This window comes from Devosia sp., from assembly GCF_036563435.1.
Classification (GTDB): domain Bacteria; phylum Pseudomonadota; class Alphaproteobacteria; order Rhizobiales; family Devosiaceae; genus Devosia.
In genome coordinates this window covers 93,660-105,736 of record NZ_DATCMJ010000018.1, presented here as the reverse complement: position 1 = coordinate 105,736, position 12,077 = coordinate 93,660, and the positions used below count along the sequence as shown (strand labels likewise).

At 63.9% G+C, this 12,077-nt stretch carries 9 protein-coding genes; 5 read left to right on the top strand and 4 right to left on the bottom strand.

Annotated features, from left to right (window positions below):
- The first annotated feature begins 16 nt into the window (after positions 1-16).
- On the top strand, positions 17-1,024 hold the full coding sequence (locus VIL88_RS13015; RefSeq protein WP_331989514.1) for a CorA family divalent cation transporter: 1,008 nt from the start codon (positions 17-19) through the stop codon (positions 1,022-1,024).
- A 15-nt stretch (positions 1,025-1,039) separates the two neighbouring features.
- Here the strand turns inward: VIL88_RS13015 and VIL88_RS13010 are convergent, their stop codons facing one another.
- Positions 1,040-2,887: an ABC transporter ATP-binding protein gene (locus VIL88_RS13010; protein ID WP_331989512.1), complete on the bottom strand. Its 1,848-nt coding sequence runs from the start codon at positions 2,885-2,887 to the stop codon at positions 1,040-1,042.
- A gap of 548 nt (positions 2,888-3,435) precedes the next feature.
- Between VIL88_RS13010 and VIL88_RS13005 the strand changes: the two genes are divergently transcribed.
- The gene (locus VIL88_RS13005; protein WP_331989510.1) at positions 3,436-4,242 is read left to right on the top strand and encodes a tetratricopeptide repeat protein; all 807 of its coding nucleotides are present in this window, start codon (positions 3,436-3,438) and stop codon (positions 4,240-4,242) included.
- 1 nt (position 4,243) lies between these two features.
- Here the strand turns inward: VIL88_RS13005 and xth are convergent, their stop codons facing one another.
- The 3 genes from xth to VIL88_RS12990 form a co-directional block, all read right to left on the bottom strand.
- Complete coding sequence (xth, locus tag VIL88_RS13000; RefSeq protein WP_331989508.1) at positions 4,244-5,023, bottom strand: exodeoxyribonuclease III; 780 nt, start codon at positions 5,021-5,023, stop codon at positions 4,244-4,246.
- Positions 5,024-5,073: 50 nt separating this feature from the next.
- Positions 5,074-6,192: a serine hydrolase domain-containing protein gene (locus VIL88_RS12995; RefSeq protein WP_331989506.1), complete on the bottom strand. Its 1,119-nt coding sequence runs from the start codon at positions 6,190-6,192 to the stop codon at positions 5,074-5,076.
- Between the two features lie 77 nt (positions 6,193-6,269).
- Positions 6,270-6,620, bottom strand: coding sequence for an iron-sulfur cluster assembly accessory protein (locus tag VIL88_RS12990; protein ID WP_331989504.1), 351 nt, complete (start codon positions 6,618-6,620; stop codon positions 6,270-6,272).
- Between the two features lie 81 nt (positions 6,621-6,701).
- On the opposite strand from VIL88_RS12990, the gene VIL88_RS12985 reads away from it, so the two are divergent.
- The 3 genes from VIL88_RS12985 (at position 6,702) to VIL88_RS12975 (ending at position 12,003) form a co-directional block, all read left to right on the top strand.
- A complete protein-coding gene (locus tag VIL88_RS12985) occupies positions 6,702-7,892 on the top strand; it encodes a deoxyguanosinetriphosphate triphosphohydrolase (protein WP_331989502.1) in 1,191 nt (396 codons plus the stop codon).
- Between the two features lie 30 nt (positions 7,893-7,922).
- Complete coding sequence (argS, locus tag VIL88_RS12980) at positions 7,923-9,668, top strand: arginine--tRNA ligase (RefSeq protein WP_331989501.1); 1,746 nt, start codon at positions 7,923-7,925, stop codon at positions 9,666-9,668.
- Positions 9,669-9,768: 100 nt separating this feature from the next.
- A complete protein-coding gene (locus tag VIL88_RS12975) occupies positions 9,769-12,003 on the top strand; it encodes a hypothetical protein (RefSeq protein ID WP_331989499.1) in 2,235 nt (744 codons plus the stop codon).
- Positions 12,004-12,077: the final 74 nt, after the last annotated feature.

The following is a 12,077-nucleotide window of genomic DNA, read 5'->3' as shown; positions in this document are numbered from 1 at the left end:
CGGGGCGAGGATGACCATGGACGATATTCCACGCGAACCGCCGGCTCGCGCCCTGCGCAACGGCATGGTGGGGGTCGGTGCCGTTCTTGTCTTTGATGGCAAGGGCGGCGTTACCCGTCACCAGAATGGTGGAGACGTACCACCCGTACCGCCTAAGGGCTTCAAGCTCGTGGCCGGAAATTCGCGCTCGCCCGAGTTCAAGGTGTGGCTGCGGGACGAACTCGGCGCCTTCAATGCCGATCTGCTGACGGCGCCGAGTACGCGGGCGCGCTGTACCGTGATGGAAGACAAGGCATTGGTGATGCTGCGTGTGGTGCGGCCCAGCGCGGCGCCGGACGATCTGGGCCGGCAGTTGCTGACGCTGTGGCTTGAAAAGGGCCGGGTGATCATTGCGTCCGAGCTCAATATCCTCGACTTTCTTGGGCTGACGCGCTGGGAGCAGTCGAACTATGCCCCGGTCTCGCCGGCCGATCTCGTGGCGCGGCTGGGCTTGCGGGCAGCCGACCGGCTGGAGCCGCTGCTGGAAAATCTCAGCGACCGGCTCGATGAGATAGAGGAAAAGCTGATCGTCCGGAACACCGCCAAGGCGCAGGACAATCTGGAGCACCTGCGCCGGACCATGATCAACTTCCGGCGCCTGGTCTGGCCGCAGCGGGATGTGCTGAACACGCTCGAAATCGAGGACCTTTCCTTCTTCACCGAGAAGGACCGATTGCGGCTGCGCGAGGCATCGATGCGCTCGTCGCGAATCGGCGATGAACTCCAGGCACTCTCGGAAAGAGCGGTTCTGGTGCGCGAGCAGATCATCGACGACCGGGCCGAGCAGATGAACCGGACCATGCTGATCCTGGCCGCGGTAACGGTGGTGTTCATGCCGCTGACGCTGATCACCGGCGCGCTCGGGATGAATGTCAGCGGCATTCCATTCTCGGACAATCCGCATTCTTTCTGGACCGTATGCGTCGGACTCCTGATCCTGGCGCTTGGTCTCGTCTGGTGGATGCGTGGCCGCCGCTGGCTGTAGCGGCGGCCTTTCCATTCAGATGCTAGCCGAGACCTTATGGAGGGCGGCATAGAGCCCGTCTCTCGCCATCAGCTCGTCATGTGTGCCTTCTTCGCCCACCCCCTGCGGCGTGAGGACGATGATGCGGTCGGCGTGCCGAACGGTTGAGAGCCGGTGCGCGATCACGATGGTCGTGCGCCCGCGGGCGAGGTCCAGCAAGGCCTGCTGCACGGCGCGCTCGCTCTCATTGTCCAGCGCACTAGTGGCTTCGTCAAAGATCAGCACAGAGGGGTTCTTGCGAAAGGCCCGGGCAATGGTCAGCCGCTGCTTCTGCCCGCCGGAAAGGCGTACCCCGCGTTGTCCGATGTCGGTCTGGTAGCCGTGGGGCAGGTCAATGATGAAGTCATGTGCGTTGGCTGCTTTCGCTGCAGCAATGACCTCCTCGTCGGACGCGCCCGGACGCCCATAGCGCAGATTCTCCTCGACCGTGCCGCTGAACAGATAGATATCCTGCTGTACGATGCCGACGCTCTGCCGCAGCGAGCGGAGTGTTACGTCGCGAATGTCCCTGCCATCGATGGTAATCGCGCCGCCTGTTACGTCATAGAAGCGAGGTATCAGGGAACAGAGCGTCGACTTGCCGACGCCTGATGGCCCCACCAAGGCGACGAACTCCCCAGGCTGAATGTCGAGCGACAGGCAATCAAAGACCGGACCAGACCCTACGCCGTAGCTGAAGCTGACATCGCTGAAGCTGATGGCGCCGCGAATGGGACCGATGTCGACGGCGCCGGAACGGTCAACGACCTCGGGCTCTTCTTCGAGGAGCTCCATGGCGCGTACGAAGCCGGTGGCGCCTTCCTGCCATAACCGGATAAAGTTATCGAGGCGCCGCACTGGATCCACGAGGACGCCGACGCACAGGAGAAACGTCAGCATCTCCGGCACCGTCAGATCCGCGGAAAGGATGCGGATGGACCCGGCGACGATGACCATGATGGTCACCAACTGCGCGAAGCCGTCCATGCCCACCCAGAGCAGGGCCTCGCTGCGATAGCCGTCGGCGCGGCTGCGGAAGAAGTGCTGGTTCTCGTTCTCAAATCGGCGCAGCTCTTCATGCTCATTGGCGAAGGACTGGACCACCCGAACGCCACCCAGTGCGTCCTCGACCCGCTCGTTGACCGCGCCAATGCGCTCCTTGCTGGTCTTGAGCGCGACGTTCATGTGGCGGTTGAAGTGCCTTGCATAGGCGACTGCAAAGGGTACCAGCATCGCGATCAGTGCAGCGAGGACCGGATCGATCACGGCCAGCACCGTCATGGCGCCGCCGAACTTGAGCACTGCAATGGCAAGGTCTTCCGGACCGTGATGAAAGAGCTCGCCCAGCCAAAGCGAGTCATTGCTGATCCGGCTCATTAGCTGCCCGACGCGCTGCCGGTCGTAGAAGCTGAAGGATAGTTTTTGGCAGTGTTCGAAAAGCTCGCGCCGGACGTCGGCTTCGATGCGGGCGCCCATCACATGGCCGCGGTAGTCCACGAAGTAGGTGGCCAGCGACTGCACCACGAACACCGCGAGCATCAGTCCGCCCACGATCAGGATCTGCCACAAGGCATTGGGTGCCTGGGCGAGCTCGGGTAGGCGTGAGGTGATGTAGCTGGCGCAGAGCGGCAGGGCGATCGCCGTCGCTGCCACGAGAACCGCGCAAGCGAGGTCGGCAAGAAGCAGCGGAACATAGGGGCGATAGTAGCCCACGAATTTTCGGGCGCGTCTCAGCGCAAGAGCGGGATCGCCGCCCTTGTTGCCTCCTATGCGGCCGATGAAGTGAAGGAGAAGGGTGCTACGGCCGCCGAGTCGCTGCTCCGGCCGCTGATGATGGGAATGCATAAGCAAATATGTCCTGTTGAGGTTTGGCTCCTTTCAGTGGGAACAGGGCTTTCATGGTGCACTCCTTTGATCAGTAGGCGGACTATGGCTCCGATGTTTGGCCGGAGCAAGAACAAGCATCCGGACGCTTCCCGATCGGAGTAACGCGCAGGCCATGTGACGATTCCGCAACAGCGCTGCTGAATCCAGCTTAGATGCTGTGGCGGCAAGAATTTGGCGATGTTTGTCGCCACAATCTCCTCCTAAACAGAGGCCGAGGCATCTGGGGCGGGTGACCTGTGGAACAGGCCGTGCGAGCGGCGACACTACAGTTTTTCCCTTCAGTGTGCAGGCAAGAGCAGCCACCCTCGGGTGGCGGCGGACAAGGTGAGCGAGTTTGGACGGAATCCTTTTCGGCGCCACGCGCCGGGCGGAATCCGGTCACAAACGAAGTTTACCGAAAGATTAACGCCAGCTTTCCTCCGGCTCACGGGGGCATGCTGGAGCAGCAGTGGCTGGCCTGGAATGGTCGGCGCAGTCGCCCGCAGGATGCGGGCAAAAGGAGCAAGATGCGGACCATTAGGGGCGTATCCCTGATTTCCGTGACGATGGGTGTAATCCTCGCCTCGGCGCCGGTCATGCCAGTGCACGCCCAGACGGCGGCGGATGCTGCCATGGACATGGCCAACATGCTCGATGGGGCAGGTGGCGGCGTTTCCGGCGATGATCTGGTAGAAGTGCTCGAGGATGCGGCTGAGGCCGGCCAACCGATGGCGCTGTGGCAACTCGGCAATATGTACGAATCGGGCGAAGGCGTGGACCGCGACCCCGCCAAGGCATTCGGCTATTTCTCCAAGATCGCCGACCCTTACAGCGAAGTCTTCCCCAACGGGACGAATGCGGACATCGTGGCCGAATCCTTCGTGAAGGTCAGTGAGTATTACAAGGACGGCTTGCCAGAGGCGGGGATCAGCGAGAACCTGGCCGAAGCGCACAAGATGCTCCTACATGCCTCCGATATTCTCGGCGATGCCGACGCGCAGTATCGCCTCGCACAGCTCTATATCGAACGGCCCGAATTTGGCGTCCCGCCGCTGATGGCGGCCCGCTACTATTATTCGGCTGCACAGAAGGGCCATTGTGCCGCGCAGGCGCAGCTTGGCCACATGCTGTTCCAGGGGGCCAAGGGCATGGAGCCCAAGCCGATCGACGGGCTGATGTGGATGGCGATTGCGCAACGCACCTGCGTCGGCACGCTGGATGCAGCCTGGGTCGATCAGCTCTATGTCGATGCGAGCGCCCTGGCTTCAGCGGATGAGCGGGATCAGGCCCTGGCACGGGCCCAGACGGTGATACCGCAACTGGGCACGCTTTAGCTCAGAACGAGAAGCGGCCTTCGACCGGCACGTGGTCGCTGGGCTTGTCCCAGCCGCGCACGTCCTTGTGCACCGTAACGTCCTCGAGCCGATCAGCCGCCTGTGGCGAGAGCATCAGGTGGTCAATGCGGATGCCGGCGTTGCGGCGCCAGGCGCCGGCCTGGAAATCCCAGAACGTATAGGCCTCGTCGGAGGTGGTGGCGCGCAATGCGTCGGTGAGGCCGAGATTGACCAGGGTCCGCCATCGCTCCAGGCTCTCCGGGCGGTAGAGCGCATCGCCCCACCAACCCTCAGGATTGTGCGCGTCGATAGGCGCGGGGATCAAGTTGAAGTCGCCCAGGAGCACGAATGGCTCCTCGAGGGCCAGCCGATCCTCCACATAGGCCTCGAGCCGGCGCATCCAATTGAGCTTGTAGGGGTATTTCTCTGAATCGACCGGGTTGCCGTTGGGCAGGTAGATGCCGCAGACGCGGATGGCGCCCGTCTCCACCGAAAAGACGCCCTCGATCAGGCGCGCCTGCTCGTCTGTGTCATCGCCGGGCAGTCCGCGTGAGACTTCATCGAAGGGCAGGAGCGACAGGATGGCCACGCCATTCCAGCTTTTTTGCCCATGTGTCTCGACATTGTAGCCGAGGGCCTCGATCTCGGCGCGCGGAAAGCCTTCATCGACCGTCTTGATCTCCTGCAGCACCACGATGTCGGGCTTTTCCTGCTCGAGCCAGATCAGCAGCAAACCGATGCGGGCCTTGATGCCGTTGATGTTCCAGGTGGCAATGCGCATGAGCGAGTCTCCAGTTCCGGCAGGCTACCTGCCGGCCGGGCGGGCGGCAACTAGCCGAGCGCTGCATAGATGGCGTCACGCACTTCGGTGACATAGTCGCCGTCGGAGCCTTCGGGCCCTGTATTGCTCATCGAAGCGACCGAGAGGCCCCGCGCTGGATCGATGAACCAGTTGTGACCATAAATGCCGCCCCAGCGATTGGTGCCTGGCGAAGCGGGAGTTCCGGCGGTGACCGGATCCTCAAGCCAGGCGCCGAAATAGCTGAACTGCCAGCCTGGGCTTTGCGAATAGGATAGTTGCGGCGTCTGGTTGCCAAGCCCCAGGGCGGTGATCTCCGGCGTCAGAATTGGCCCACCGCCGGTGCGCAGGGCCTCCAGCAGGGCCATGAAGTCGCCCGCAGTGCCGGCCATGCCACCGCCGCCGGACTGAAACGCCTCGGCATCGAGGATCCGACCCGGATCATAGGTCGTGACACCGCCCCACTTGTTGGGCACGATGTGTGGGTCGCCCATGAGCACCGGTCCGTCAGGGCCATCCGCATAGGCCGCAGCCAGGCGCGCCGGATCGGTCACGGTGAAGCGGGTATCTGCCATGTTCAAGGGATCGGCAACATATTTGCGGATGGCGTCTTCAGGCTGACCGCCGACCAGCTGCGCGGCCACGGCGGCCAATACATCGAGTCCTGGTCCATAGGACCAGCCATTTCCGGGCGCGAAGAGCAGGGGCAGATCGGCAAGCCGACGTAGGATCTCTTCGGTGCCGAGACGCCAACGGTTCACGCCCGCCGATTGCTCGGCTTCGGTCAGGATCGACGCGCTGCTCAGGCCAGACACATGCGTCAGCAGCTGATGGATGGTGATCGTGGGTGCTTCACCAGTTGCCATGCGGGGACGGAACTGGGGGAGGTAGGTGGTAATGGGTTCTTGCAGATCCATCTTGCCGTCGTCCACCAGAGCCAGGATGGTTGCGGCAACGATCGGCTTGGTGAGCGAGGACAGCCGAAAAATCGCATCGACAGTCATGGGGCGGTTGTGTTCGCGGTCGGCTAGACCATGGGCCTTCGCATACAGCACTTGGCCGTTCTGGCGGACCATGACGACGGATCCGACGATGCGGTTGTCGGCGATCGCCTTGGTGATTGCGGCGTCGAGCTGCTGCTCCAGGTCCATGCCGACCTCCCTTGCTCAGCATCTGAGGATACAAAAATCCCCGCTGCTGCGGGGATCATGGCGTGTGGGGCTTGTGCTTAGACGGCGAAGCTGGTGCCGCAGCCGCAGGACGCCACCGCGTTGGGGTTCTTGATCTGGAAAGCCTGGCCGATCAGATCATCGACGAAGTCGATCTCGGCGCCGCCCATGAATTCGAGGCTGAGCGAGTCGATCAGCACCGTGGCATCGCCCTTGGACAGAACGATATCGTCCTGAGCTGGTTCTTCCTGTACCAGGTTGTACTCGTACTGGAAGCCGGAGCAGCCGCCACCGGCAACCGAAATGCGCAGCACGGTGCCTGCCGGCTCCTTTGAGAGGATGCGGGCAACGCGCTTGGCAGCGCGATCAGTCAGCACGACTTCGGAAGGGGCAAGTGCGGTTGCGGTCATTTTCATCCAGGCCGTAATGTCATAACGGTTCGCCTAAAATAGGCACCGGCCTCCCAATTGAAAAGGGCTTAAGTATCACCAATGAGCGAGACCGCGCCCTATGCCAGCAAGCCCGAACAGTCCCTCGGTCGGCTGTTCGGCACGGGTCCCAGTCCCACGCGATCCGAGTTCCAGCGCGACCGTGACAGGATCATCCACTCTACCGCGTTCCGGCGCCTGCAGCACAAGACGCAGGTCTTTCTCCAGCACGGCGGACACTTCCGCAACCGGCTGACCCATACGCTGGAAGTGAGTCAGATGGCGCGCTCCATCGCCCGGGCACTGATGCTCAACGAAGACCTGGCAGAGGCGGTGGCGCTGAGCCATGACCTTGGCCACACCCCATTTGGTCATGCCGGTGAGCGGGCGCTGCACCTGGCCATGGCACGCTATGGCGGCTTCGATCACAACATGCAGGCGATCCGGGTGGTGACGCTCCTCGAAAACCGTTACGCCGAGCATGACGGGCTCAACCTCACCTGGGAGACGCTGGAGGGCATTCTCAAGCATAACGGGCCAATGATCGATGCCGACGGGCGTCCGTTCGGCAGTTACGCCCGGGAAGGCCTTCCCTCCGGCATCCACGACATCCAAGCCGTGGCCGACCTGCGCCTTGCAAGTTTCGCATCGCTTGAGGCGCAGGCGGCGGCAATTGCCGACGACGTTGCCTATAATGCCCATGACATTGACGATGCCCTGCGTGCCGGCCTGTTGGCACTGACCGACTTGCTTGACGTGCCCATGGCTGGTCCCATCGTGCGCGAAGTGCGGCAACTCTATCCCGATGTTGCGCCGAAACGGCAGGCCCATGAGGTGCAGCGCCGGATGATCACCCGCAGCATCGAGGACGTGATCCGCACGACTTCCGCCAATATCGCTGAGGCGGGCGTAACTTCGGTCGAGGCGGTGCGGAATGCAGGGCGTACACTGGTCAGCTTCTCACCGGAGATGGCGCAGGCAGAACAGGGGCTGAAGCGCTTTCTGTTAGAGCGTGTCTATCGCCACGAGACGGTGATGCGGCCCGTGCGGCAGAGCGAAGCGGTGGTCGGAGATCTCTTCGAGCGCTACATGACCAGCCGAGACCTGCCGGGGCGCTGGGGCGACAGCGCCAGGGCGGCCGCAGACGACGCAGCACTGGCCCGCGTTGTCGCCGATTTCATCGCGGGCATGACCGACCCTTACGCGCTCGACGAATACGAGCGGCTGTTTGACGCTAGACCGGAATTCCGTTAACCCCGGCCCACTTCAATAGTCAGGTCTCTCATGGACGTTTTTGCCCTCTTTTCCGCGCGTATTGCCCAGGCGATGCAGGTTTTGTTCCCCGAGGCTGGCGCTGACTTGATCGCCCGCATCGTCGTGGAGCCCCCGCGGGATCCGGCGCATGGCGACCTTTCCACAAATGCTGCAATGGTGGTCGCCAAGCCGCTCGGGAAAAACCCGCGCGAGGTGGCAGCGGCGTTGGTGGAACACTTCAAGGCAGACAACGACGTCGTCTCGGTGGAAGTGGCGGGGCCGGGCTTCATCAACTTCCGGCTGGCAGCGCCCATCTGGCACCAGGTGTTGAAGTCGGTCGCGGAGCAGGGCGCCGACTATGGGCGCTCGACGCTCGGCGGCGGCGAGGCGGTTAACATCGAATACGTCTCGGCGAACCCGACCGGACCCATGCATGTGGGGCACACGCGCGGGGCCGTGTTCGGCGATACGCTGGCCGCGCTGATGGCCTATTCCGGCTACAACGTGACGCGAGAATATTACATCAACGACGCTGGCAGCCAGATCGACACCCTCGCCAATTCCACCTTCCTGCGCTATCGCGAGGCACTGGGCGAGACGATCGAGATTCCTCCCGGCTTTTACCCGGGCGACTACCTTGTGCCAGTGGGGCAGGCGCTCAAGGACGAGTTTGGCGACAGCCTGCTCGCCATGCCGGAAGCGGAGCGCACGCCGCTGATCAAGGATCGCGTTCTGGCCGCTATGCTGGACCTGATCAAGGCCGACCTCGCCAAGCTCAATATCCATCACGACGTGTTCTTTTCTGAGCGGACATTGCACGGACAGGGGGGCGACATCGACCTCACGCTCGACTGGCTGCGCGAGAAGGGCATGATTTATGAGGGCCGGCTCGAGCCGCCTAAGGGCAAGACGCCTGATGAATGGGAGGACCGGGAGCAGACCTTGTTCCGCGCCACCGACTATGGCGACGACGTGGACCGGCCGCTGATCAAGTCGGACGGCTCCTACACCTACTTTGCCGCCGACATTGCCTATCACCGCAACAAGTTCCTGCGCGGCTTCAAGCACATGATCAATGTGCTGGGTGCCGACCATTCCGGCTACGTCAAGCGCCTTCAGGCCGCCACCAAGGCAGTCTCGCTCAACGCGGCCGACATGGACGTGCGCATCTGCCAGCTCGTGCGCCTGCTCAAGAACGGTGAGCCGTTCAAGATGAGCAAGCGCTCGGGGGACCTCGTCACCCTGGCCGATGTGGTGGAGGAAGTGGGCGCCGATGCCACCCGCTTCATGCTGATGTACCGCCGCAATGACGCGGCCATGGACTTCGACTTCGCGCTGGTCAAGGAGCAGACCAAGGACAACCCGGTCTTTTACGTGCAGTATGCCCATGCGCGCACCCACTCGATCTTCAAGACGGCCGCGCGCGACCTGCCGAGCCTCGACGTCTCGGCCGCTGCACTGGCCGGAGCCGAGGTCGAGCGCATCGTGACGCCGGCGGAACTGGATCTTGTGCGGGTGCTGGCTGCTTGGCCGCGCACAGTCACGGCAGCAGCGATCGCCCATGAGCCGCACCGGATCGCCTTCTATGCCCATGAGCTGGCGGCGGCGTTCCACAGCTTCTGGGCCAAGGGCAAGGATGATCCGTCGTTACGCTTTGTTAACGTTGACGATCCAAAGCTCACTCTGGCAAGACTCGCACTGGTGGATGCCGTGCGGCAGGTCATCGCCAACGCGCTGGCAATTCTGGGCGTCTCCGCCCCGGTGGAGCTTTCATAATTCGGGCGCAATAGTGTGATGACTCGCGGCCCTGCGCCCGAGTTGCGCTGTAGTATTCGTATTCGAGAGGCGCTGCTTGATGTCAGCGAAACCGCAGCCGATGGCCGGACAATCTGATGCTGATGATCTGATCGCCGAACTGGCCAAGCTCATGGCCCAGGATGCCCGGAGCGAAAAGCCAGCCGAGCCGACTCGCCCCGTCGCGCCAATCCGCATTCCCGGTGGAGATACGCCTCCGCCGGCGCAACCCAAAGCCGAAGGCAATCCGTTTCTTGCAACACCTGCCGCGCCCGTAACGCGCGCAGCGGAGGAACCGTTCCGCTTCGATTTCGGCCTGGTCACGCCCGAAGCGCCCAAGGCTGAACCCGTTGCTCGGGTGGCTGCTCCTCCACCGGCGCCGAGTTCGGCACCAGCGCCTGTGGCGACTCCGACGGTGCCCACGGCGCAGACGCCGGATCCGTCTTTTGCACGTGTGGATCACGACAGCATTGCCGACCTTATCGCCGCCGAGCTGATGAACGATAGCGAGCCCGCTCCCGAGCCGACGCCGTCACCCGCTCCGCAAGGGGCAGTTGAACACGCACCAGTGGCTGCAGCGGAGCAGCCGGCGCCGTTCACCCTGCGACCAGTCGCGCCCGAGGCTCCTCAGGCTGCGCAGCCGCGGCAGGAGCCTCGCGCTCCTGAGCCCCGGCCGGCGGCAGTGCCTGAAGTTGATCGCTTCAAGGTCGCGCCTGTTTTCGGCTTGGGTTCGCCCCAGGCACAGCAATCCGTTGCCCCGGTAGTGACGCCGCAGGTCGCACCCGCCGTTGCAGCACGTCCTGAACGCGCCGAGCCAGCCTTTGCGGCAGAACCAGCTGCGCGGGCCAGGCCGACGGCCATGGATGACACGGTGGGTAGCGATCCCATCGACGAGATCGAAAGCCTGATCGGCAGCGCTATGCGGGTGGAACTCGCCCCAGCGCCGGAGCCAGTGGCTGCGCAGAAGCCGGCGCCGAGTCCCGCCTTGCGCAGCCTGGCCACGCCAACGCTGCCGCCGGCGCAACCGGCACAGCGCCCGGTCTCCAGTGCCGATGAAGCCATCCTTGCTGCGGCCCAGGCTGCCGGCGTAGAGATCGGTTATGTCGAGGCGCCTGAAATTGCCGAGGCCAAGCCGAGGCGGCAACGCCGCGAACGCGCACCGCGCTCGCGCGGCATGATGCGCGCGTTGGCCGGTCCGCTGGTGGCTGTGACCCTGCTTCTGGCAGCGGGCTTCGGCCTTTATTGGGTGCTCGGCCTGGGTGGAGAGAGCGGCCCCGCGCCGCTGCTGACGGCAGATGCAAGTCCAGTCAAGCAGGAGCCCGCAGTGAATGCCGAGGCCGCCGAGCCCCAGCAGTCGGTGGTCTTCAACGAGATCGATGGCGTGGTGCCCGGCGCGGAAGAGCAGCTGGTGTCGCGCGACCAGAGCGACGTCAACGAAGTGACCCAGGTTCCCCCAGCTGCCGAGCCGAGCCAGGAGGGCCTAGCCAATCGCAAGGTCCGGACGGTGACCGTTCGCCCGGATGGCACGATCGTTAGCGGCGATGACAGCGTGGCAGGAAGCAATATCCTGCCTGTGGATCGCCCCAACGTTCCGGAGCTTCCCGGCGTCGACACCAGCACGCCCGAACTGCTGGCCAGCACCGAGCCAGCCGCTGCAACGCCTGCTGCTCCGGCAGCTGACGCCGCCGCCGCTTCTGCTGTGGTACCGGCTACGGGTGCACCCGTCGATCCCGCCGCGGCTCCAGCGGAGCCTGCCGCCGAGCCGACGGTGCCACCAGCAGCCCCGGTGACGCCCGGGGCGACCGTTCCCGCGGTTGACGCGACAGGCAATCCCATCGCTGGCAAGACGGCCACGATCCCGCTCACCCGGCCGACCACCTTCAGAGCTCAAGCACCGAGCGCGCCGACGTCCCCGGTGAATGCCGTCGTGGACACGCCTGTCTCGGGCAACATGCTTCCGCCGCCTCCAGCCACCAACACGCTGGGTGCCGCGCCGGTGGCGCCTGCAACGCCGACCCAAGCTGCCGCAGCGCCTGCCATTCCCGGTGCCGTTGAGGTGGATGCGCTGCCCAACAATGCTCCTGCCTATGCCCAACTGGCTTCTCTCCGCAGCGAGGCCGAGGCGCGCCAGGCGGCGCAGAACCTGGTCAACCGGTTTGGTCCGCTGTTTGGCGGCGCCAACATGGAAGTGCAGCGCGTCGACCTGGGCGAACGTGGCGTCTACTACCGCGTCCGAGTGCCGGCCGGATCGACTCAGGCCGCAGGCAATATCTGCACCAACGTCATCGCCGCCGGCGGGGACTGCGTGCCGATGTAGACTGCCGAAGGGGGCACTGGCGGACACTTGACCGTCTGGCGCCCGGCGGCCAAGGATGACCTATCCTCTCACGC